The 23,899-nt window shown below is 53.4% G+C and carries 19 protein-coding genes and 1 tRNA gene; 19 read left to right on the top strand and 1 reads right to left on the bottom strand.

What is annotated here, in order from left to right; all coding sequences use genetic code 11:
• The first annotated feature begins 5 nt into the window (after positions 1–5).
• The 10 genes from AC1WNR_RS02585 to AC1WNR_RS02630 all read left to right on the top strand — a co-directional run bounded on the left by AC1WNR_RS02585 (position 6) and on the right by AC1WNR_RS02630 (position 13,421).
• Positions 6–275: a sarcosine oxidase subunit delta gene (locus tag AC1WNR_RS02585; protein WP_481642980.1), complete on the top strand. Its 270-nt coding sequence runs from the start codon at positions 6–8 to the stop codon at positions 273–275.
• Positions 272–3,073, top strand: a complete 2,802-nt coding sequence (locus AC1WNR_RS02590) for a 2Fe-2S iron-sulfur cluster-binding protein (RefSeq protein WP_481642981.1) — start codon at positions 272–274, stop codon at positions 3,071–3,073. Before AC1WNR_RS02585 ends, AC1WNR_RS02590 begins: the two co-directional genes overlap by 4 nt.
• Positions 3,066–3,614, top strand: a complete 549-nt coding sequence (locus AC1WNR_RS02595) for a sarcosine oxidase subunit gamma (RefSeq protein WP_481642982.1) — start codon at positions 3,066–3,068, stop codon at positions 3,612–3,614. The genes AC1WNR_RS02590 and AC1WNR_RS02595 overlap by 8 nt, the downstream gene beginning before the upstream one ends.
• Positions 3,615–3,634: 20 nt before the next feature.
• Positions 3,635–4,798 carry an aromatic ring-hydroxylating oxygenase subunit alpha gene (locus AC1WNR_RS02600; protein ID WP_481642983.1) on the top strand — a complete coding sequence of 388 codons (1,164 nt, stop codon included), beginning with the start codon at positions 3,635–3,637 and terminating at the stop codon, positions 4,796–4,798.
• A complete protein-coding gene (locus AC1WNR_RS02605; protein ID WP_481642984.1) occupies positions 4,791–6,221 on the top strand; it encodes an aldehyde dehydrogenase family protein in 1,431 nt (476 codons plus the stop codon). Before AC1WNR_RS02600 ends, AC1WNR_RS02605 begins: the two co-directional genes overlap by 8 nt.
• Positions 6,222–6,251: 30 nt before the next feature.
• Positions 6,252–7,703: an aldehyde dehydrogenase family protein gene (locus AC1WNR_RS02610; RefSeq protein WP_481642985.1), complete on the top strand. Its 1,452-nt coding sequence runs from the start codon at positions 6,252–6,254 to the stop codon at positions 7,701–7,703.
• The gene (locus tag AC1WNR_RS02615; RefSeq protein WP_481642986.1) at positions 7,700–8,674 is read left to right on the top strand and encodes a membrane dipeptidase; all 975 of its coding nucleotides are present in this window, start codon (positions 7,700–7,702) and stop codon (positions 8,672–8,674) included. The genes AC1WNR_RS02610 and AC1WNR_RS02615 overlap by 4 nt, the downstream gene beginning before the upstream one ends.
• A gap of 29 nt (positions 8,675–8,703) precedes the next feature.
• Positions 8,704–10,329, top strand: a complete 1,626-nt coding sequence (locus AC1WNR_RS02620) for a hypothetical protein (protein ID WP_481642987.1) — start codon at positions 8,704–8,706, stop codon at positions 10,327–10,329.
• Positions 10,330–10,851 carry a DUF3726 domain-containing protein gene (locus AC1WNR_RS02625; RefSeq protein ID WP_481642988.1) on the top strand — a complete coding sequence of 174 codons (522 nt, stop codon included), beginning with the start codon at positions 10,330–10,332 and terminating at the stop codon, positions 10,849–10,851. It begins immediately after the preceding gene.
• A gap of 83 nt (positions 10,852–10,934) precedes the next feature.
• Positions 10,935–13,421 carry a CoA transferase gene (locus tag AC1WNR_RS02630; protein WP_481642989.1) on the top strand — a complete coding sequence of 829 codons (2,487 nt, stop codon included), beginning with the start codon at positions 10,935–10,937 and terminating at the stop codon, positions 13,419–13,421.
• 36 nt (positions 13,422–13,457) lie between these two features.
• On the opposite strand, the gene dddP is transcribed toward AC1WNR_RS02630, so the two are convergent.
• Positions 13,458–14,771 carry a dimethylsulfonioproprionate lyase DddP gene (dddP, locus tag AC1WNR_RS02635; protein ID WP_481642990.1) on the bottom strand — a complete coding sequence of 438 codons (1,314 nt, stop codon included), beginning with the start codon at positions 14,769–14,771 and terminating at the stop codon, positions 13,458–13,460.
• A gap of 169 nt (positions 14,772–14,940) precedes the next feature.
• Here dddP and AC1WNR_RS02640 point away from each other — a divergent pair, with 169 nt between their 5' ends.
• The 9 genes from AC1WNR_RS02640 (at position 14,941) to rpoB (ending at position 23,892) form a co-directional block, all read left to right on the top strand.
• On the top strand, positions 14,941–15,936 hold the full coding sequence (locus AC1WNR_RS02640; RefSeq protein ID WP_481642991.1) for an Ldh family oxidoreductase: 996 nt from the start codon (positions 14,941–14,943) through the stop codon (positions 15,934–15,936).
• Positions 15,937–16,184: 248 nt separating this feature from the next.
• Positions 16,185–16,260, top strand: a tRNA-Trp gene (locus AC1WNR_RS02645).
• Positions 16,261–16,324: 64 nt separating this feature from the next.
• Positions 16,325–16,693: a preprotein translocase subunit SecE gene (gene secE / locus AC1WNR_RS02650; RefSeq protein ID WP_481642992.1), complete on the top strand. Its 369-nt coding sequence runs from the start codon at positions 16,325–16,327 to the stop codon at positions 16,691–16,693.
• A gap of 9 nt (positions 16,694–16,702) precedes the next feature.
• Positions 16,703–17,245, top strand: coding sequence for a transcription termination/antitermination protein NusG (nusG, locus tag AC1WNR_RS02655; protein WP_481642993.1), 543 nt, complete (start codon positions 16,703–16,705; stop codon positions 17,243–17,245).
• Between the two features lie 99 nt (positions 17,246–17,344).
• Complete coding sequence (gene rplK / locus AC1WNR_RS02660) at positions 17,345–17,779, top strand: 50S ribosomal protein L11 (protein WP_481642994.1); 435 nt, start codon at positions 17,345–17,347, stop codon at positions 17,777–17,779.
• Positions 17,779–18,474, top strand: a complete 696-nt coding sequence (rplA, locus tag AC1WNR_RS02665; RefSeq protein WP_481642995.1) for a 50S ribosomal protein L1 — start codon at positions 17,779–17,781, stop codon at positions 18,472–18,474. The genes rplK and rplA overlap by 1 nt, the downstream gene beginning before the upstream one ends.
• Before the next feature lie 230 nt (positions 18,475–18,704).
• Positions 18,705–19,199: a 50S ribosomal protein L10 gene (rplJ, locus tag AC1WNR_RS02670; RefSeq protein ID WP_481642996.1), complete on the top strand. Its 495-nt coding sequence runs from the start codon at positions 18,705–18,707 to the stop codon at positions 19,197–19,199.
• Positions 19,200–19,248: 49 nt separating this feature from the next.
• Complete coding sequence (gene rplL, locus AC1WNR_RS02675; protein WP_481642997.1) at positions 19,249–19,620, top strand: 50S ribosomal protein L7/L12; 372 nt, start codon at positions 19,249–19,251, stop codon at positions 19,618–19,620.
• A gap of 171 nt (positions 19,621–19,791) precedes the next feature.
• Complete coding sequence (rpoB, locus tag AC1WNR_RS02680; protein ID WP_481642998.1) at positions 19,792–23,892, top strand: DNA-directed RNA polymerase subunit beta; 4,101 nt, start codon at positions 19,792–19,794, stop codon at positions 23,890–23,892.
• Positions 23,893–23,899: the final 7 nt, after the last annotated feature.

Genomic DNA, 23,899 nt, shown 5'->3' on the forward strand with positions numbered 1-23,899 from the left:
TCTGTATGCTGATTAACCATCCACTGCTGGGACCGCGAGACGCTCAGGAGTTTGTTTACAAAGGCGATGCCAGTTTGTTGCACCGCCCTGACGCTATGGCTGAGGACGCCTTAGAACGATTCACTGAATATGCCTATCTGCGGGATAACCCTGCCGGTGAGCACCGCGAACTCTGGTATCACGAGCAAGGCGACCGCTCCTGGCTAGTTGTAACACGTAACACGCTGACGCATGAGATTTTGGATGTGCGGCTTGCGAGCGAGGTAGCACTATGAGCCGTCGTATCTCTGCAGGCCGCATTGGTACCTCTGTAGTGCGATTCAACTTTGATGGTAAACAGCTTGAGGGGCGAGAGGGCGATAGCCTAGCTGCGGCCCTGCTCGCTAATGACACCTTGCTAGTGGGGCGCTCGTTTAAGTATCACCGTCCTCGCGGCGTGCTCGCTCTGGGAAGTGAGGAGCCGAATGCGTTGGTTACCGTTGGTTCGAACGGATCCCAAACGCCAAATACGCGGGCCACTACGCAAGAGCTGTATGATGGATTATGTGCTGTCAGTCAGAACCGTTTTCCGTCACTAAAATTTGACCTGCTCTCTATCAATGATCGCTTAAGTCGCTTCTTGACGGCCGGGTTTTACTACAAAACCTTTATGTGGCCCAAGTCGTTTTGGGAGTCCGTGTACGAGCCAATAATTCGCCGTGCTGCTGGCCTGGGTCGACTTAGCGAGGTTGAGGATGAGGCGCATTATGATAAGGGGTTCTTACATTGTGACAGGCTAGTCATTGGTGGCGGCCTATCCGGCATTGAGTCGGCGCTGACAGCGGCGAAAGAGGGTAAGCAAGTTATCCTGTGTGAGGAGTTCTCACGTCTCGGAGGCGTTGCGTTATTTGAGTCCGCACCGCTAACCCAGGTTGACTCGTTGGTCGCAGAGCTTGAAGCGAATGCAAACATACGCGTTATGAAGCGCACAACGGTTCAAGGCGCCTACGATCACGGCGTCTATTCTGCCGTGACACTCAATACTGACCATCTTGCACAACCTCAGGCTAAGGCACCACGACAAACGCTGTGGCGCATCTACTCCAAAGAAGCGGTGCTAGCGACCGGTGCGCATGAACGGATGATCGCATTCGATAACAATGATCGCCCCGGTGTGATGCTATCAAGTGCTGTACGCGGTTACCTGAACTACTACGGGGTGCTGGCAGGTGATAGCTGCGTGGTGTTTGGTTGCCACGATGATGCGCGTAAGACGGTGGTAGACCTGAACGCTGCTGGTGCACAGGTTGTCTGGGTCGATACACGGGCGTCGCATCAGTCGGTGGACGGTGTTGAGTCTTTTACCAATGCAAAGGTTGTGAATACCCGCGGGCGGCACCGGTTAACTGGGGTCGAGATTGAGCAGCAGGGGCGCCGTTTCTGGATAAATTGCGAGGCTCTAGCGGTAGTAGGCGGTTGGAATCCACGGATTCAACTCGCTTGCCATCAGGGCGGCCGGCCAATCTGGTCTGCAGAGACCGGTGGTTTTGTGCCGGGCACTAAGCTGCCGCCTGGGATGCAGGTAGTTGGTTCGGCTGCGGGTGAGTATCTCGAGGGCAACTGGGAACCGGTTTGGGATGTCTCGGTAAAAGGTGCCGCCTTTGTCGATCCGCAAAATGATGTGACGGTTAAAGATATTAAACTCGCACATCAAGAGGGTTACATCAGTGTCGAGCATCTTAAGCGCTACACCACCTTGGGTATGGCCACGGACCAGGGTAAGAACGCCAACGCTTTGGGTATAGGTGTACTGAGTCAGCACTCTGGCGAATCGATAGAGTCAGTCGGTACGACGCTTTTCCGCCCGCCCTATACGCCGGTTGCTATTGGTGCGTTAGCGGGGCGAGCTCGTGGTAAGGATTTCAAGCCGACCCGTTTGACGCCATCACATGAGTTTGCCACCCGCCGCGGTGCTGCGTTTGTGACCGTTGGAAACTGGCTTCGAGCCTCCTACTTCCCGCTTGTCGGTGAGACGCACTGGCGCGAGTCGGTCGACCGTGAAGCTTTAACTGTGCGCCAAGCAGTGGGAGTCTGTGACGTCACGACTCTGGGAAAAATTGATGTTCAAGGGCGCGATGCGGCGGAATTTCTGAACCGAGTCTATGCCAACGGCTTCCTCAAACTGCCCATCGGTAAGACGCGTTATGGCTTGATGTTGCGCGAGGACGGCATTGTCTTTGATGATGGTACGGCTGCGCGTCTGGCGGAGAATCACTTCGTTGTAACTACAACCACAGCCAATGCAGTATCGGTCTATCGACACATGGAGTTTGTGCATCAGTGTCTGGCACCAGATTTGGATGTACACCTGATCTCTACAACTGAGGCCTGGGCTCAGTTTGCTGTTGCCGGGCCGAAGTCGCGTGAGCTGGTGCAGCGTGTGGTTGATCTGGATATCAGTAATGAGGCCTTCGGTTTTATGGCCTGTGCTGAGACTCAGCTGATTGACGGTACGCCGGCGCGTCTGTTCCGCATCTCTTTTTCGGGCGAGCTGGCCTACGAATTGGCCGTGCCAACTCGTTTTGGTAATAGTCTGATGGAGGCGCTGCTGGATGTGGGTAAGGATCTAGGCGCAGTCCCATACGGCACTGAGGCGCTAGGCGTTCTGCGTATCGAGAAGGGACATGCAGCAGGCAACGAACTTGATGGCCGCACCACAGCACTTAATCTTGGGTTGGGGCAGATGGTGGCGCAAACCAAAGATAGCATCGGTCGGGTATTGGCAAATCGCACAGAACTGGCTGATAGCACTCTGCGACTTGTCGGTTTTCGCTCAGAGGAGCAGATTCTTACCGGTAGTTGGTTGGTTCCCAATGGCGCTCCTGCCGAGCAGGCCCACACCCTAGGTTGGGTGTCGAGCGCCTGTTATTCGCCTAATCTAGGCTGCTACATTGCAATAGGCTTTATCCGTGACGCGCAGCAGCACATGGATACCCAGATGCGAGCTGTGAGCTTGTTGGATGGCGCTGACGTGAAGGTTCAAGTCGTTTCGCCCCATTTTGTTGATCCTGAAGGGGAGCGCTTACGTGTTTAAATTAACTGAAGCTCCGGCGCTGCGCACGGGTAAATATGAGCTAATGGAGTTAAGTATTGAACTGCTGGATAACACCCCGCGGCTCTCTATTGCGCCACTCAAAGGCGAGCTTGAGCAGGTACAGAAATGTCTGCAACAGCAGGGACTCAGCCTGCCGGCACCCACCGAGGCTAGTTTAGGTCCCTGTGTTGTGCTGCCGCTGGGTCAGGGGCAGTGGCTGTTCCAAGGTGTTCTACCAAATCTTGAATCATTGGATGGGCTGGTGGCCCTAACTGACCAGAGTGACGCCTGGTGTGGTTTCGCATTGCGTGGATCGAAAGCTCCTTTGATGCTGGAGCGTCTGGTCGCGAACGCCCCAGCTACATATTCAAGTGGTAAGGCAGTGCGAACTCAGATTGAGCATATTGGCTGTTGGGTGGTAGGTTTAGCTCAGAACGAATGGCAAGTCTTGGGTCCGAGATCCTCAGCCCAGTCGCTGTTTGACGCGCTCAAACATGCAGCTGATGCTGTCGTTGCGCTAACCGATAATTGGAACGAATAATCATACAGAGGAGAGCGGCGATGAACATACCGCTTATCAATCTCGACAGAGTCCAGGGTGATATTGAACAGGCGCGTGGATTGCCGAATCACTACTACATCACCGCAGAAGGTTATGCGCAGGAGCGCGATGCTGTTTTTGGTGCGAGCTGGGCCGGTGTGGCCTTCGCCTCTGATCTACCCGAGAAGGGTTCAATCTATCCGGTGCAGCTGGCGGGGATGCCCCTCTTAGCAGTGCGTGACAGAGACGATGTCATTCGTGTCTTCCATAATGTCTGCTCTCACCGCGGTGTAGCTCTAGCTGAAGAGCCGACGACGTTGATGGGTATGCTTTGCTGCCCCTATCACTCATGGACGTATGACCTGACGGGTAAGCTGGTAGCAACGCCTCACGTTGGTGGTATAAACAAACACCAGGTTGAAGGCCTCGCCTGCGAAGAGCACGGTCTGAAAGAGGTAAAAAGCCATATCTGGATGGGTATCATCTTTGTCGATCTGAATGGTAACGCGGGCCCGTTTGAAGAGCGTATTAGTGGTTTACTTGAGCGCTGGTCTGAATTTCATCCCGCTGGCGACTATGAAGCACTGGAGGCAGACGCTGAATCGGGTAACTGGGAGCAGGAGCTCGCCTGTAACTGGAAGCTGGCGGTGGAGAACTACTGCGAAGCCTACCATCTACCCTGGATTCATCCAGGTCTGAACAGCTATTCGAAACTCGACGATCACTACAATATCGTTGAACAGAGTTATTCCGGCCAAGGGAGTACCGCTTACCGCCTATCTGAGTTTGAGGGCTATCAACTACCCAAGATTCCGGACTGGCCAGCGGAGCGCATAGAGAACGCCGAGTACATCAGCCTCTATCCAAATGTGCTTCTCGGGCTGCAAGCGGACCATGCCTTTGCGATGTTGTTGCTTCCGCGAGGTCCCGAACGGACACAGGAGAGGCTGCGTCTGTTTTACATGCCGGGTGTGGTGTCGGATAGCTCAACCGCTGCGGCGCGCAATTCGGTACTCAAAGCTTGGCAGGAAGTTTTCCAAGAGGACATTGGTGTCGTTGAGGCGATGCAGCGCGGTCGTCACTCGCCGGGGTTCGATGGCGGGAAGTTCTCTCCCGTGATGGATCCGCCAACCCATGTGTTCCATCGATGGGTAGCGGCAGCGTTGGAGGCCCAAGGTGTATAAAAACTATTGGGGTGGAGCCTGGTATGAGGGTGGCGCCGGGACGGTTGATGTCGAGAATCCTGCCACAGGCGATATCATTGGTCAGCAGGCCCTTGCGTCGGTAGACGATGTGAATGCGGCCGTTCAAGCTGCTCGCCAGGCGGTTAACGACCGCACCTGGTCGGGCATGCGTCCGGGAGATCGCGGACGTATGGTGCGTAAACTCGGCGAGTATTTCACGCTCAACCGCATGGAGATAGCTGCTGAGTTAGCTGCAGAGTCCGGTAAACCGCTGTTTGAGGCGCTGATTGAGGTTGATGGTACGGCCCGCTACTTCGAGTACTACGGCTGTCAGTCCGATAACTTTCAGGGCGATAGTATCCCGCTGGGTGATGCCTATATCGACTTTACTGAGCTTGAGCCTCTGGGTATCTCAGCGCAAATTATCCCCTGGAACTATCCACTAGAGATGGTTGGGCGCAGTGTGGGCGCCGCGCTAGCGGTTGGCTGTGTGACGGTTATTAAATCCCCCGAACTTGACCCGCTCTCGAGCCGGCACTTTGCACTAGCAGCAGAATATGCTGAGTTTCCTGCGGGTGTCATGAACCTAGTGTGTGGTGAGGGTGCGGTAGCTGGCGCGGCGCTTGCTGGCCACAGCGATGTGGATCAGGTGGTGTTCACTGGATCGGTTGCGACCGGTCGTAGTGTTGCCACGGCCGCTGCGCAAAACTTAATTCCCTGTGTGCTGGAGCTCGGTGGTAAATCGGCAGCGATCGTGCGCAAAGATGCTGACATGGAGCTGGTCATTGAGAGCGTGCGCTGGGGGATTTTCTTTGGTGCCGGTCAGGTCTGTTCAGCCCTCTCGCGCGTGATTATTCAGCAGGATCGACTGCAAGAGTTCACTCAGCGTGTTACGCAGTTGGTGAGTTCTATCAAGGTAAGGGAGGCTTCAGCGGTAGCTGACGAGAGCCTGATAATGGGTGCTATGGTTAATACCGCGCAGCGCGACAGGGCGGCTGAGCTGGTGCAACAAGCCCTGGATGCTGGTGCCCTCATGTTGGCGCAGGGTAGTGCGCCGAGTCAGGGCGCCTTCTACCCTCCAACGGTCCTGCAAGTAACAGCTGAGAGTGATATCGCTCAGACAGAAGTCTTTGGTCCTGTCCTCTGTGTAATTCCGTATCAGGACGACGAAGAGGCGCTGGCGATTGCTAATGGCACGGATTATGGCTTAGTGTCGGGGGTATTCAGTCAGGATATCAATGCTTGTCTGCAACTGGCGCGCCGCTTGCGCGCGGGGCAGGTATTCATTAATGAGTGGTTCGCGGGTGGCGTAGAGACTCCGTTCGGCGGAGTAAAACAGAGTGGTTATGGGCGTGAGAAGGGCCGCGAGGCCATGTTGAACTACGTCGCTACTAAAAACATTGCAGTTCGTCTGCGCAGCTAGTTATTAGTATTAAATGAGTTAGGAAGAGAGATGACAAAAAGCTATCAGAATTACATTGGCGGTACCTGGGTTGACGGTTCAGGCGAAGTTGAAAATATAAACCCATCGGATACACGTGATGTTATCGGGCTTTTTGCTCAAGGCAGCTCGGCGCAAGTTGATCAGGCAGTCGTAGCCGCGACTGAGGCGCAGGCGGTCTGGAAGGGTTACGGACTAGAGAGACGTCAGGCGGTTTTGCAGGCGATCGGTGAAGAGTTGATGGCGCGCAGCGCAGAACTTGGCGAGTTGCTCAGCCGCGAAGAGGGTAAGCCTCTGGCTGAAGGTAAGGGCGAGATCTACCGAGCCGGCCAGTTCTTTACCTACTATGCCGCCGAGTGTCTGCGCCAGTTAGGCCAGAATGCTGATTCGGTACGCCCCAATATTGAGATAGATGTGCGTCGCGAGCCGGTGGGTGTGATTGCCGTAATTAGTCCGTGGAACTTCCCAACCGCAACGGCGGCCTGGAAGATCGCCCCGGCTCTCTGTTACGGCAATGCGGTTATCTGGAAACCGGCAAACCTTACGCCGGCATCAGCTGTAGCGTTGACTGAAATTATCGCCAAACAGGATATACCCGCGGGGCTGTTCAACCTGGTGGTGGGTTCAGGCTCAGAAGTAGGTGAGGCACTGGCGGCGCACAAAGGTGTTAAGGCGATATCCTTCACCGGTTCTGTGCCCGTCGGTAGACGCATCGCGCAGGTTGCAGTGAGCAACTTCACCAAACTGCAGATGGAGATGGGTTCGAAAAACGCATTGGCCGTGATGGACGATGCCGACCTTGATCTTGCGGTTGCGGTTGCGCTTGGTGGAGCCTTTGGTGGTAGCGGTCAAAAGTGTACGGCCTCATCACGTTTAGTGGTGCACGAGGGGATTCATGATGCATTCGTTGAGAAGCTTATTGCCGGAGCAAAAGCGATGCAGGTGGGCCACGCGCTCGAGCAGGGCACACAGATGGGCCCCGTTGTGTCGCAAACTCAGTTGGATGAGAACCTCGAGTACGTCCGTCTGGGACTGAGTGAAGGTGCGGAGCTGGCTTGTGGCGGCGAGCAGTTGGAACTTGCCACGCCTGGCTTCTACATGAGCCCCGGGGTGTTCCTGGGTACGCGCAACGATATGCGTATCAACCGCGAAGAGATGTTTGCCCCGCTGACTTCGGTGATCAAGGTGGGTAGCTATGATGAGGCGCTCAGTGTTGTAAACGATACTGAGTTCGGGCTTACCTCAGGTATTGTCACGCGCTCGTTGGCACGGGCTAACCATTTCCGCCGTAACGCTCAGACCGGCGTAGTTACAGTTAACTTGCCGACGGCCGGTACGGACTATCACGTGCCCTTTGGTGGCCGCGGGGAGAGCTCGTATGGCCCGCGTGAACAGGGTCGCACAGCGGATGAGTTCTTTACCGTGGTTAAGACGGCCTACATCAGTGCAGGTGATGATTTATGAGAATAGATGCGCTTCAGTACTGCAACTATTCGGAGAAGATCTTCCGTCAGTGGCGTGAAGCGCAACTAGATGCGGTTCATGTCACGATCGCCTACCACGAAAATTTCCGTGAGATGGTAGCCAACCTTGAAGCCTGGAACCGTCACTTTGAGCGATTTCCAGAGCTGATTTTCAAGGGTACAACAGCAGCTGACGTAGAGCTGGCGCATGCCAGTGATAAAACTGCAGTGTTTTTCGGCTTTCAGAACCCCAGCCCAATCGAGGACGACATAGGTCTGGTCGAGATCGTGCACCAGCTCGGTGTACGCTTTATGCAGCTGACCTATAACAACCAGTCGCTGTTGGCTTCCGGTTGTTATGAGCCAGTCGATGCGGGTATTAGCCGAATGGGCAAAGAGGTTATCGCCGAGATGAACCGTGTAGGGCTGGTCGTTGATATGTCTCACTCGGGTGACCGCAGTACCATAGAAGCGGCCGAAATCTCATCGCGGCCGATCGTTGTGACGCATGCCAATCCGCATGAGTGGCACCCGGCACTGCGCAATAAACGCGAAGAGGTTCTGCGCGCTGTATTTAATAGCGGTGGCATGATCGGCTTTTCGCTCTATCCACACCATTTGAAGGATAAGAGTGACTGCACACTGGAAAGCTTCTGTCGCATGGTGGCTGATACTGCACATAAGTACGGTATTGAGCACATCGGTATAGGGTCGGATCTCTGTCAGGATCAACCCGATTCGGTTGTAGAGTGGATGCGAGTTGGTCGCTGGACGAAGCAGATTGACTTTGGTGAGGGCTCCAAAGCCGCTCCAGGGTTTCCTGATCAGCCTGATTGGTTCGCTGATAGCCGGGGTTTTAATGACTTGGAGGCGGGCCTCTCTGCCGTCGGTTTTTCTGAAACAGAGGTGGGGCTGGTGCTGGGTGATAACTGGCACCGCTTCTTCCGCGATAACTTTTCCGCTATAGAGTGATGATCTAGATAAGCGTTGGAGGTGGTGAGATGAGTATGGCGCTTCGTACACCTGATCGATTAATGAAACTGAATCGGCTTGGTTCATTTCATCCGAGCCGTATGAGTTTTATGCACCAACTGCTAAGGCGAATGGGGCGGGAGCAATGGCGCTATGAGCAGGGTCTGTTTGATATAGATGAGCGGGGCGTGGGGCGTGCGGTGTTAACCATGCATGGGCCAGAGCGCAGCTACTCCTTGGTGGCTTTTGCCCACGATCTGCCCGACGAGCTCAGATCAGACCGGGTCATTGCTCAAGCTTGGGATGCCACGTTTTGCCTGTTTGACGGCATTCCGACGCCACACGATGTAGCTCGCTTGGAAACGCAGGTGCCCGGGCAAGAGACGGCTCGCTTGACGCCGACTGAACTTTGCCTTTCGCGCGCCAATCGTTCGGTGCGACTCTGGAATACGGTGGTAGAGGCCCTGAGTCGTGGAGAGCAGCCGGGTCTCCATACCCTCAATGAAGTGGGGTATTTGATGCGCACTACTGCGGTCTATGGTTCCGGCAAATTCGGGCTTTGTGACCGTTTTGCGATTGCTAATCGTCCAGAGTTTAATTCACCCTTTCAGGCGGAGATGCTAACAGTCTTCTTGATTCGCCAGTTTGTGCTGGATCTAATTAATCAATGCGCACGCAACGTTGGAGGTAACGCGGCTGTCGAGCTCGCCCCTGAATTGGCGCGTACGCTCGGTATTGGTAACTCTACAGGTCTGGGTATGGCGCCATTTCTGGTTAACCATCCGCGTCTGATTGACCGTTGGATCGGTGCGCGCGAGGGCGCGCTCGCAGAGATCTGTGAGAGCGGCAGTTTTGCATCTGAACATCTCTCTCGGGCTTTGGCTCGGCTCTCGAAAGGGCAGGCTAATCTGCCGCGCTGGAGAAGTACGCATCCGTATCAAGTTGAGCGGGTTTCCCAGCTAAGGCGCGACCTTGATAACTTAGATGCAGTAGATCTTTCATCTCCGTCGGCTAGTTTGCAGTGGGCGGAGGAGCAGCTTTCAGATGAGGGGCGGGAGTTCTGGATAACTTGTCTGTTAGAGGCTTATCCCGAAATCGCTGATCGCTGGTCAGAGCAGATGTCGATTGATGAGTCTAGCGACTATGAGATTGACGGGCGTTGGTCACTGCGCCAAGCGCTGGATGCGATAGATGAGCATTTCGACTGGGCGCTGCAGCGTGACTGGAACGCGTCAGATACTGCTCGTGTTTGGTATGTTTCGCAGGAGAAGCTGGAGCCGCGTCTAGCTGAGCGTGCTGATGAACCGGTGGAGCCCTACGAGCAGCCTTTGGCACCGGGGCGTGATATGGCGCTCTTTGCCGCAGCGCTGCGTCAGAGCGATGCAATAAATCTCGCAAGCTTCTTGTTGCAGCACCCCGAGCATCGTCACACTGCGCGGCGGCTACAGTGGGTGTGCAAGTCGCCCTTCGGCGAAATTCACGACAACACCATCTCAGCTCAGCTCAAACCGATCGATATGCTACGTCTCAAGCTCTCATTTTTTGGTGCCAACTATTTCGACCCTCGCTCTGATCGATGGCTACGTATCTGTATGTTTGCTGATGCCCCTTATGCTACTGAGCTATCGATGGAGAATTGTGAGGGCTGGGGTTAGGTGAAGGTCAGTTTTAATGAGCTTGAAGCTCGACTAAAAAAAGCCGCCAAAGGTGCGGGTCTACCTTGGGGGTTGAGCGAGGAGTTCGCTAAATCACTCCTATGGTTGGCGCAGCTAAATGTGCGTCTGGATACCTGGGTTGCAGACTTCCTAAAGAATCAAAAATGTGCCGACCAACTGACTCAATGGGCCTACGATTTAGACCTGAGAGTGGTACCTTCAGCACCGCAGGATCCAGCCGTTGGAGAATACTGGGTTTGGCTCGGGTTTCAGGGGCGTTTAGCGAAGTTACACAACACACAACTCGATTTTCAAACCGCGCGTGTCAGCTCTATGAGACTTGAGTTGATTGGGGAGTCCGAGACTGCAAGTTACGCGCAATCTGCAGAGCCGATCTTGCGAGCGGATGTTAGCTCATCGCTCTGGAGTGAACTTGAAATTTTTGAATACAAGACTTATGCGCCAGAGTCCGAGGCATCTCGTCTCAAGGGGGCTGGAGCCGGTGTTACGGATAACGATTAAAGCGTCGCAATGACGCAAGTCGAACCTCTTCGTTTCAGTTAAAAGTGCGGTTTTGCTGAACAATTTTAAGAGGAGCTCGGCAGATGAGTCAGTCACCCCTTCCCCTGAGTGGCGTGAATGTTGTCGATTTTGGGCAGTACATTGCAGGTCCTGCGGTCGCGATGATACTGGCCGATTTGGGTGCCACAGTCGTTCATATTGACCCGCCGGGTGGCGCGCTCTGGGATAATCCAGCAAATGCCGTCCTCAATCGCAATAAATTGAGCGTCGAGATAGACCTCAAAACAGAGCAGGGTCTCATTGACGCGCTCGCTCTTATTGATCAAGCCGATATCGTTATCGAGGGCTTTCGCAATGGCGTAATGGCACGCTTGGGTATCGATTTTCAAACGCTGCGAGAGCAGCGCCCTGAGTTGATTACCCTAAGCATTCCTGGGTTTGCCTCCAATGACACCCTGCGAGCACAGTGGCGCGCATTTGAGAGCGTGGTTGCAGCTCAGTCTGGTGTCTTTACAGATATGGGGCTTAACCGTGTTCTCATGGGGATAAATCCCTCATTTTCTCCACTTCCGCTCAGCAGTGCGTACGGCACTATGTTAGCCGCATCGTCAGTGGTAATTGCACTGCAGGCCCGCGAGCGTATCGGCTATGGTGACCATATCGAAGTTCCGTTGGCGACTGCCGTGATGGAAGGTCTCTGTTACAACTCGATCGAAATTGAAAACCTGCCCGAGCGCTATCTGACTCAGCGTGAGCAGGAGATCAACCGCCGTCGCGCTGAGAACCTGCCGATGGATCTAAGCTTTGAGGATCTTCAGGAGCTGCTGGACCCCTTCTACCGTTCCTATAGATGCAAAGATGGCCGTTACTTCTATGTGGTCTGCCCGAGTCACCGTTTTCATGCTAAACGCTGCCTACAGACCCTCGGTATATATGATGAACTTCTAGCCGAAGGGCTGGAGGAGCAGATCGATACCTATCTGCCACAGAGCCAGTGGACTTCTGATGTGAGTCTGGGCGTATACCCCTTACCCAAACGCTGGGCAGATAAGATCGCAGAGCGCATGAAAGAGATCTTCCTGACCCGCAGTGCAGCGGAGTGGGAGAAAATTTTTGGCTGGGGTAAGTTTCCTGGAGCTCGTCAGCGCTGGCTGCAAGAGTGGATGTATGATGATCACGTCGAAATGGCGGGCCTCATGTTGCAGGTAGACGATCCGCAATACGGACGAATGCTTCAGCCCGGTCCGCTGGTGTGGTTCCGTGAAAGCGCTGAGCAGATGGCAACTCCCGCAGGACGAACCTGGGGCAACGTCAGCGATGCCCTTGAGCGTCTAGCGCAGAATCCGCGTCCAGATTTTACCTTCACCGACGCCGATCAGCCTTGGATGCAAGGTGTGAAGGTGCTGGATCTGTGTAACGTTATAGCGGGTCCGCACTCGGTGGGCTATTTTGCCCGGTTCGGCGCTGAGGTGATTAAGATCGACCCGGCTACACCGCTCTACGATGCGTGGAATACGGTTATCTTCGGTATGTCGCATATGCGCTCCAAGCGTTCCGCCTTGCTGGATATTCGTGAGGGTGCAGGACGCGAGGCGCTGGAACGCCTGATTAAACAGGTGGATGTAGTTGTCTGGAATGCAACTGACGCCCAGGTAGCTGAGATGCGACTGGACCGCGAACATCTGCAGCAGATTAACCCGAATGTGATTCTCTGCCAGCTCGACTGCTTCAGTGGTATTCGTCAGGGACCTAAAACCAACTACCTTGGTTATGATGACCTGGTGCAGGCCTGCACCGGCATTATGCAGCGTTTCGGTGGGTCGATGGATCGGGTTGAGGAGCACGCTCATGTCGGCACTATTGATGTGATGTGTGGCTTCGGTGGTGCAGTCGGTGTCGCTGCTGCGCTCTACCAACGCCAGCGCACCAGCGCTGTAGGACGCCCGAAAACCTCGCTCTCGGCACTCAGCGGGCTTGCGCAGATTCCTTTCTGTCATGATTTTCAGGGGAGGGGCTCATTCAATGAGCCCAGTGGTCCGTATGTGCGTGGGTATAATGCGCTTGAGCATCTCTACGAGGCAGCGGATGGCTGGATGATGATCGCTTGTCAGGAGCCTGATCTCGCCTCTTTGGAAGCGGTTGTAGGTAAACTTCCAGATCTGGACTCGGAGAGGCAAGAGTTTCTTTCTGCTATCCTTGCAACTCGCACTCGACAGGAGTGGGTGGAGCAGTTCCAGCTCTACAATCTTGCAGCGGCCCCGTGCGGCAAGATGGAGACCTTGCGTACCGAGTACAGTCGGCCTTACGACAATAGCTGCGGTACTGAACACGGCAGTTATGCTTTTAGTATCTACCCTGACCATCCGGCGGGACGCAAAGTGGTGCAGCTGGACGCCTGTGCTGTGCGATCACGTCGCGCCCCATTGATAGCTCCACGACCCAGTGAGAAATATGGTGCGTCTACCCGAGCGGTGTTGCTGCAAGCAGGTTACACCGACGCCGAGATCGATGCGTTGATTGAACAGGGAGTGGCCTCTGAGAGCTGGAGCTCAGAGTATTTCCCCTCTTAAAAGCGGGGCTCAGAGTAGCTCTCTGAGCCCCGTCATTTAGCCGCGCAGTAGCTCGTCTTCATATGGGAAGCGGGTAAGGTTCTCAAAACCATCCTCGGTGATCAAAATCTGATCCTCCAGTTTTACGCCCTCTTTTCCGCCAACCGCGCCAACGTAGGCCTCGACGCAAAGCGTCATTCCGGGTTCAAGCACTCCGGGATAACCGTGATGTTCGACATCTTCTGGGTAACGCACGCAGGGGTACTCATCACACAGACCAATGCCGTGCATGATGACGCCATAGCGCTGCGCACGAAACTCTTCTGGAAGGCGATGGGCTCGCTGAGTTATCTCTTCAAGCGTCATCCCAGGTTTGAGTATGCTCATGTTGGTTTGAATATGCTCGTAGGCGATCTTGTAGAGACGCTTCTGTTCTGCAGTGGGCTTCACATCGCCGATGATCCAGGAGCGAGATAGATCTGCGCAGATGCCGTAAGGGCCGATAAGATCTGTGTCGAAGGCGAGCATATCGCCCGCTTGGACTACGCGCGGCCCGGACTCTTGGAACCAGGGGTTTGTGCGAGGGCCTGAGGAGAGCAGGCGGCACTCGATCCACTCGCCGCCGCGACGAATATTTTCGGCGTGTAGAACTGCCCAGATGTCATTTTCGGTCACGCCGGGCTGGCTGGCATCACGCATCAGGTGCATTGCAGCCTCTGTGGCTGCAATTGAACAGCGCATGGCGTTGATCTCATCAAGCGACTTGATGACACGTGCGTGCTCCATGACGCGCTGTCCATCGCTGACCTCTATACCCAGCGCTTCAATGCTCCAAAGCCCTGCTATCTCGATCTTATCGATCGCCAGGCGTCTGTTACTACCGGCATGACTTTGCAGGAGTTCATCGATCTCTTGGGCAAAGTGAGCCGCATGTTCAGCGGTCTTGTCGCCTGTTTCGAAGTAAAAAAATGAAGCGCCTGAACGCACCTCTTTTACCAGCGGCAGGTGTGCAGAGAGGTGGTCGCAGTTGTGAAAGTCCCAAAGCACCATGTACCCGTCCGCTGAAACGAAACAGGCGCGTGCATGGTTGTGCGTAATCCAGACCTGCATATTGGTGGTATCGGTAGCGTAGCGGATATTAAGTGGGTCAAATAGCAGGATGCCGGCGAGATCTTGAGCTTGGAGCTGTTGCACAATTCTATCGAGGCGGTAGTGTCGCATCGCCTCAAGGTTGGGTGCGGTAAGTCCAAGTTCGCGCCATTCATTAAAGGCGAGTTGGGTGGGCCCAATCTCTACACGATCGTTGTTGTCCGGTGAGCCATCGGGTCTCAGTAGTCGAGACGGGCGAACGTAGGGTTCCATCTTGCTCATGATTGCGGCCTCCCGCTAGAGTTGGCTATCGAGCAAGAATATTCAAAGTCGGTAGGGTAGGTAAGTAGCCTGTCGCGATTAGGCAACTTTTGCGTTATTGCACAAAAATAGGCAGTGTTACCTAGCGAGTACATTGTGATTAAAAACCAACGGTCAGGAATTAAAACTAATGCCCAAACTCTCCCTAGAACAGATAGAGGCACTCTGCTTCGACGCGCTCCGTACATGTGGCGCCTCCGAACTGCAGGCGCGAGCCGCAGCGCTTGAGTTGATGGACGCTGAAGCCGAGGGAATTCGCAATGTCGGTTTAGGTTATATCCATCTTTACCTGAAACACCTTCGTTGCGGCAAAGTGCTTGGTGATGCACAACCTAGCGTTGTAAAAAGTTCAGCGTCAGCAGTGGTCGTGGATGCTGCTCACGGTTTTTGTCATACAGCCTATCTACACGCCGAGGAGCAGTTAGTTGAGGCGGCCAAGGCGCAAGGTGTGGCTACTATGGTGATCCATCGCTCCTATTCTGCGGGTGTGTTGGGTTGGTTTACACGGCGGCTGGCTAAACGAGGTCTGGTTAGTTTGATGTACGCTAACTCTTCAAAAGCGGTCGCGGCTCATGGAGGGAAAGTGCCGTTTTTTGGAACCAATCCGATGGCCTTTGCTGCCCCCCGTGCCGGTGATGAACCACTAGTGTTCGATATGGCAACTGCATCTACCGCAAGGGTCAACCTCGTAAAAGCGGCTCGCGACGGCGTGTCTATCGAACCTGGACACGCGATCGATCCCGAGGGAAATCCAACGACTGATCCTGCGCTGGGTTTGAAAGGTGCTCAACTCCCGATGGGGGGGGCGAAGGGTTTTGGCTTGGGCTTGATGGTCGATATTCTCGGTGGCGTACTTAGTGGCAGCAACTGCTCATACGAAGCGTCTATGTTCTCGACTGAGGACGGCGGTCCGCCAAATGTGGGACAAACTATTATTGCGTTTTGTCCTGACTATTTCGCTTCTGGTTTTGTCGAACACCTCGAGCAGATGTTGGCAGATCTAACCGAGGACAATGACGTACGAGTGCCAGGTGAACGCCGTGGACAGCTGCGTGCTAAGCACGAGTCTGAGGGTGTTGAGGTGCCTCAAGAACTGTTGGATCAGATAGTAGCGCTTCAGAAATAAGGGGCAGACCCAGTTTCCCACTAAATTAGAAGGCGATAAATTCGCGAAAATAGGGCTCTGACCTCAATTAACGGCTTGCTTGTGTGCGGTCTCCCTGTTTAAATACGCGCCGTCTTCAGGGCGCTCGGCAAGCTCGGTGTCCCGGTCTACTCTTTCAACGAGTAGTGCTCAGAGGTTTTTCAAGTAAAAAGGGTCTTACCCCTTTTCCTACGCTGGCGACGCGGGTATAATGCGCGTCCCTTACTTGTAGGGTAGTGGCTCAATTGGCAGAGCAGCGGTCTCCAAAACCGCAGGTTGGGGGTTCGAGTCCCTCCTACCCTGCCATCTCTTTTGAGATGGTAAGTTATTGAAACAAGTAGGCTATCTGATTTTAACCTGAGGCTTTTACGTGAACGCAAAAGTAGAAACCCAAGCATCCAAGCTCGACGGTCTTAAGTGGCTGATTGTTGTCGCGCTTGTAGCAGTTGGCGTTGTTGGTAATTCAATGTTTGCCAACGAGTCGCTGCTTTATCGTGTACTGGCTTTGGTGGCTTTGGCGATCGTGGCGGGCTTAATCGCGCTGCAAACGGCAAAAGGTAAAGCGTTCTTCCAGCTATTTAAAGAAGCTAAGAACGAGATTCGTAAAGTGGTGTGGCCTACGCGTCAGGAGACTCTGCAGACAACCGGTATTGTGGTTGTAGCAGTGCTGATTATCGGTCTTCTACTTTGGGGTCTGGATTCGCTGTTGGGCTGGATTATTTCTGGCTTCATCGGTTAAGGGGAAAATATGAGCTCTGAAAACAAACGTTGGTACGTTGTGCATGCATACTCAGGTTATGAGAAGCGTGTTATGGCTGGCCTGCAGGAAGCTATCGAGCGTAACGGCGTAGAAGATCTTTTCGGTGACATCTTGGTACCGACCGAAGAGGTTGTTGAGATCCGTGACGGTAAGAAGCGTAAGTCAGAGCGCAAGTTCTACCCAGGCTATGTGTTGGTCAACATGGTCATGAATGATGAGACTTGGCACCTAGTAAAGAGCACTCCACGTGTTCTTGGCTTTATTGGTGGTACAGCTGATAAGCCAGCACCAATCACTCAGCGTGAGGCGGATGAGATTCTTCAGCGCGTTGAATCAGGTGTTGATAAGCCACGTCCAAAGACTGTGTTCGAGCCAGGCGAAATGGTTCGCGTTACCGATGGTCCATTTGCCGACTTCAATGGTGTGGTTGAAGAGGTTAACTACGAGAAGTCACGCTTGCAGGTAGCAGTGTTGATCTTCGGTCGCTCAACTCCGGTTGAGCTGGAATTTGGCCAGGTAGAAAAGGCTTAATTCAAACGAATTTTTGGAAGCTGAGTAGCTCAAAAGGCTACTCGGTTTTTGTTGTGTAAAGGGGAGCCGAAAGGCGTTTGTACCCAAAGGAGTAGCTCAATGGCTAAGAAAATTTCTGCATACATTAAGTTGCAGGTTAAAGCCGGTCAGGCGAACCCGAGTCCACCAGTAGGTCCGGCTCTGGGTCAGCACGGTGTAAACATCATGGAATTCTGTAAGGCTTTCAATGCTCAGACTCAGAGCATGGAGCCAGGTCTGCCGATTCCAGTTGTAATCACTGTATACAGCGACCGTAGCTTCACATTCATCACTAAGACTCCACCAGCTTCAATTCTGTTGAAGAAAGCTATGGGTCTGAAGAGCGGTTCAGCTCGTCCAAACACTGAGAAAGTGGGTACTGTTACTCGCGCTCAGCTGGAAGAGATTGCAACTGTTAAAATGCCTGACCTGACTGCATCTGACATGGATGCTGCAGTGCGCACTATCGCAGGTTCTGCACGTCGCATGGGTCTGATCGTGGAGGGTGATGACTGATGGCTAAGTTGACTAAGCGTCAGAAAGCGATTGCTGAGAAAGTAGAAGCAGGCAAGCACTACGCTGCTGAAGAAGCTTTCCAGATTCTGAAAGAAGTTTCGGCTGTTAAGTTTGCTGAATCAGTAGACGTAGCGGTAAACCTGGGTGTTGACCCACGTAAATCTGATCAGGTTGTTCGTGGTTCTACTGTAATGCCACACGGTACTGGTAAAGATGTACGTGTTGCTGTTTTCGCTCAGGGCGACAACGCTGAGAAAGCGAAAGAAGCGGGTGCAGATATCGTTGGTTTTGAAGATCTGGCTGAGTCAGTAAAAGCTGGCAACCTGGACTTCGATGTTGTAATCGCTAGCCCAGACGCAATGCGCGTTGTTGGTGCTCTCGGTACTGTACTTGGCCCACGCGGCCTGATGCCAAACCCTAAGGTTGGTACTGTAACTCCAGACGTTGCTGGTGCGGTTAAAAACGCTAAAGCGGGTCAGGTACGTTTCCGTACTGACAAGAACGGCATTATCCACGCTTCAGTGGGTAAGGTTGGCTTCGAAGCGAACGCAATTAAAGAGAACGTAGAAGCCCTGATGGCAGACCTGAAGAAACTCAAGCCTGCTTCAGCTAAAGGTATCTACTTCAAGAAAGTGACCCTGAGCACCACTATGGGGCCGGGTCTGGTTGTCGATCAGGCGTCTCTGAACGTTTAATCGCGCAGCCAAAGGTTTTTTGAGGGTCTTTAGATCTGTCTGACAGAGACGAAGACTGTCAAAGACCGCAGGTGAGGGGGTAAGCCTAGCTTCTCCCTCTTAATGGAATACCGGCCTGCGCAGACGGTGAGATTCACTCAGAATCACGACCACCGTACTCATGCCTCGGTAAGGCGTAAGCTGAATCGGGGTGGTTGGTAACAAGTCGAAAGACAAACCAGGAGTAAATCGTGGCAATAGGACTTGAACAAAAAAAGGCGATCGTCGCTGAAGTTCAGGAAGCTGCCAATGGCGCTCTTTCAGCTGTCGTAGCGGATTCGCGCGGCGTTGAAGTAGGCGACATGACTGCACTGCGTAAGCAGGCACGTGAAGCGGGAGTATGGCTACGCGTCGTACGTAACACGCTGGCACGTCGTGCAGTTGAAGGTACAGCTTTTGAATGTCTGACAGATACCTTCGTTGGTCCGACTATCATTGCTTTCTCAAATGAGCATCCGGGCGCTGGCGCTCGCATCCTCAAAGACTTTGCGAAAGGCAACGACAAGTTCGAACTGAAAGCAGCTGCTTTCGAAGGAAATGTTGTAGACGTAGCGATGCTGGCAAGCTTGCCAACATACGACGAGGCGCTGGCGAAACTGATGAGCTGCATGAAAGAAGCAGCTGCAGGCAAGCTGGTACGTACTCTCGATGCGGTACGCGTTGCGAAGGAAGGCGAAGCTGCATAAGCAGTTGGGCCTTAATAGTTTTAGAACAAGTTTATACAGGAATTAAACAATGTCTCTGTCTAAAGACGATATTATCAATGCAATTGCTGAAATGTCAGTAATGGATGTAGTAGAACTGGTTTCTGCTATGGAAGAAAAATTCGGCGTTTCTGCAGCTGCTGCTGTAGTTGCTGGTCCTGCTGGCGATGCTGGCGCAGCTGCTGAAGAGAAGACTGAATTCGACGTAGTTCTGACTTCTGCTGGCGAGAAGAAAGTAAACGTAATCAAGGTTGTTCGCGGCGCGACTGGTCTTGGTCTGAAAGAAGCGAAAGAGATGGTTGATGGCGCTCCAGCAACTATCAAAGAAGCCGCTTCTAAAGAAGAAGCTGAAGCTATCAAGAAAGATCTTGAAGAAGCTGGCGCGTCTGTTGAGCTCAAGTAATTTACTTGATACTCGATCCGCTGCTTAACTAGCTTAAACAGCGTGGGCTGGGGGCAAAAATGCCTCCGGCCCTTTTCCGTTATTAGTAGGCACACTAATAATGGAAATTTTTGACCCGACAACGTTCGGGTTTCCGTTTCTCAACCTAGGTGCACATGCTGGGGAACATTGATGACATACACATACACTGAAAAGAAACGTATCCGTAAGGATTTTAGTAAGCTGGGCACGGTACTGGACCTTCCATACCTACTCGCGACCCAGTTGGATTCTTACCGCAAGTTTCTACAAGCTGGCACAGCGGCTGAAAGTCTAAATGACGAAGGTCTGCATGCTGCCTTTAACTCCGTATTCCCTATCGTTTCCTATTCAGGAAACGCTGCGCTGGAGTACGCTGGCTACCGTTTGGGTGAGCCAGTATTTGACGTAAAAGAGTGTCAGCAACGCGGCATTACTTATGCGGCTCCACTGCGCGTAAAAGTACGTCTGGTTATCTACGATCGCGATTCGTCTACGAAAGCGGTTAAAGATATCAAAGAGCAAGAAGTTTACATGGGCGAGATTCCGCTCATGACCGAGAATGGTACCTTTGTAGTCAATGGTACCGAGCGCGTTATCGTATCGCAGCTCCACCGTTCACCTGGTGTATTCTTTGACCACGACAAGGGTAAGACTCACTCGTCTGGCAAGTTGCTCTATTCAGCACGTATCATCCCGTACCGTGGTTCATGGCTCGACTTTGAGTTTGACCCGAAAGATTCACTCTTCGTGCGTATCGACCGTCGTCGTAAGTTGCCGGCAACTATTCTGTTGCGTGCACTCGGCTATCAGGCGGAGGAGATCCTCGAAACCTTCTTTGATACTACTGGCTGGAACCTCTCTGCTGAGAAAGTTCAGATGGACCTGATCCCTGAACGTCTGCGCGGTGAGACTATGAGCTTTGAGATCCTGTCACCTAAGGGTGAGGTGATCGTAGAAGCTGGCCGTCGTATCACGCCACGCCACATCCGTCAGATGCAGAAAGATGGTATGACTCAGTTGGAGACTCCAGCAGAGTATCTGTCGGGCAAAGCGATTGCCAAAGATATCGTTGATCCAAGCACCGGTGAAGTGCTGCTGCCATGCAACACTGAACTGACTGAAGAGGCGATTGAGAAGCTTATTAAAGCGGGCGTAGATCGTATTGAGACTATCTACACCAACGAGCTGGACTGCGGTCCATTCGTCTCTGATACCCTGCGTATCGACCCAACGCGCAACCAGCTGGAAGCACTGGTAGAGATCTACCGTATGATGCGCCCGGGTGAGCCACCGACTAAAGAGTCGGCTGAAGGTCTGTTTGAGAACCTGTTCTTCTCTGAAGAGCGATACGACCTCTCTGCAGTAGGTCGCATGAAGTTCAACCGTCGCCTCGGCCGCGAAGAGGAGACTGGTTCAGGCATCCTCTCTAAGGATGACATCCTGACTGTCATGCAGACGCTGATCGATATCCGTAACGGTAAGGGCGTTGTCGACGATATCGACCACCTCGGTAACCGCCGTATCCGCTCTGTCGGTGAGATGGCTGAGAACCAGTTCCGTGTTGGTCTAGTGCGTGTAGAACGTGCTGTGCGTGAGCGTCTGAGCATGGCTGAATCAGACAACCTGATGCCTCAGGATCTGATCAACGCTAAGCCAGTTGCTGCAGCAGTTAAAGAGTTCTTCGGCTCGTCTCAGCTGTCACAGTTTATGGACCAGAACAACCCGCTGTCTGAGATCACGCACAAGCGTCGTGTCTCTGCGCTTGGCCCAGGTGGTCTGACGCGTGAGCGTGCTGGCTTCGAAGTCCGCGACGTACACCCAACGCACTACGGCCGTGTATGTCCTATCGAGACTCCGGAAGGTCCAAACATCGGTCTGATCAACTCGCTGGCGGTTTTCGCTCGCACCAACGATTACGGTTTCCTTGAGACTCCGTACCGTCGCGTTGTTGACAACAAAGTAACCGATGAGATCGATTACCTCTCTGCGATCGAAGAGTCTAACTTCGTTATCGCACAGGCATCAGCTGCAACCAATGATAAGGGTGAGCTGACTGAAGAGCTGGTAACCGTTCGTCATATGAATGAAACAACGGTAATGCCTAAAGAGCGCGTTCAGTACATGGACGTATCTCCTCGTCAGGTAGTATCGGTTGCTGCATCGCTGATTCCATTCCTGGAGCACGATGATGCGAACCGCGCACTGATGGGTTCAAACATGCAGCGCCAGGCCGTTCCTACACTTAAGGCTGACAAGCCTCTAGTAGGTACCGGTATCGAGCGTAACGTAGCAACTGACTCAGGTGTCTGTGTGGTTGCCAAGCGTGGCGGTGTTATCGAATCTGTAGACGCTAGCCGTGTAGTTGTTCGTGTAAACGATGACGAGATCACTGCAGGCGACGCAGGTGTAGATATCTACAACCTGACTAAATACGTCCGTTCTAACCAGAACACCTGTATCAACCAGCGCGCTATCGTAGCTCTGGGTGATTCAGTGTCTCGCGGCGACATTCTGGCTGACGGTCCATCGACTGACCTCGGTGAGCTGGCTCTGGGTCAGAACATGCGCATCGCGTTCATGCCGTGGAATGGTTACAACTTCGAGGACTCGATTCTGATCTCTGAGCGTGTCGTTCAGGAAGATCGTTTCACGACGATCCACATTCAGGAGCTAACCTGTGTGTCACGTGACACCAAACTGGGTTCTGAAGAGATCACTGCGGATATTCCTAACGTCGGCGAAGCTGCTCTGGCGAAGCTGGACGAGTCTGGCATCGTGCACATCGGTGCGGAAGTCGGCCCAGGCGACATTCTGGTTGGTAAGGTGACGCCTAAGGGTGAAACTCAGCTAACTCCAGAAGAGAAGCTGCTGCGTGCGATCTTCGGTGAGAAGGCATCTGACGTTAAAGATACGTCGCTGCGTGTTAAGACAGGTACGGTCGGTAAGGTTATCGACGTTCAGGTCTTCACCCGTGACGGTGTTGCTAAAGATGAGCGCGCTATCGCGATCGAGCAGGACGAACTCCAGCGCATCCGTAAGGACCTGGATGATGAGTTCCGCATCGTTGAAGTTGCGACTTACGAGCGTCTTGAGCGTGCTCTTGTTGGCCAGAAGGCTGATGGTGGTGCTGGCCTGAAGAAGGGTCAGGAGATCACGTCTGAGTTCTTGGCTGAGCTGAAGCGTTCTGACTGGTTCAAGATTCGTGTGGCAGACAGCGCTGCGCAGGATATGCTCGAAGCGGCTCAGAAGCAGTTGGAAGAGCGTCGCGAACAGCTCGATGCACGCTTCGAAGACAAGAAAGGCAAACTCCAGACTGGCGATGATCTGGCACCCGGTGTGTTGAAGATCGTTAAGGTATACGTTGCAACTAAGCGTCGTGTACAGCCAGGTGACAAGATGGCAGGTCGTCACGGTAACAAGGGTGTTATCTCGGTTATCATGCCTGTCGAAGATATGCCATACGATGAGCACGGTGAGCCAGTAGATGTGGTTCTTAACCCTCTGGGCGTACCTTCACGTATGAACGTTGGTCAGATCCTTGAAACCCATATGGGTATGGCTGCTAAGGGCCTGGGTCGTAAGATCAACACAATGCTCGAAGCAGAGCGTGCTAAAGCTGAGACTGTTAAGGAGCTGCGAGGCTTCCTGGATCAGGTCTACAACGCCAAGCACAGCGATCTTGAGTGTAAACGTAGCGAAGCACTGGATACTCTCTCTGATGATGAGATCTTGGCAATGGCCGCCAACCTGAAGGATGGTGTACCACTGGCAACGCCAGTATTCGATGGCGCGAAAGAGTCTGAAATCAAAGCGCTGCTGCGTCTGGCAGACATGGATGATTCCGGTCAGGTAACGCTGTTTGATGGCCGTACAGGCGATCAGTTCATGCGTCCTGTAACCGTGGGTTACATGTACATGCTCAAGCTCAACCACCTGGTTGATGACAAGATGCACGCACGTTCAACCGGCTCGTACAGCCTCGTTACTCAGCAGCCGCTGGGTGGTAAGGCGCAGTTCGGTGGTCAGCGATTCGGTGAGATGGAAGTATGGGCACTCGAAGCGTACGGCGCGGCCTACACGCTTCAGGAGATGCTCACCGTTAAGTCCGATGACGTTAATGGTCGTACGAAGATGTACAAAAACATCGTCGATGGTGACCATAGCATGGAGCCAGGTATGCCTGAGTCCTTCAACGTGCTGATCAAAGAGATCCGTTCACTCGGTATCGACATCGAACTTGAGAGCGAATAAGAGCCCG

It is taken from the genome of Marinobacterium marisflavi, assembly GCF_982447095.1.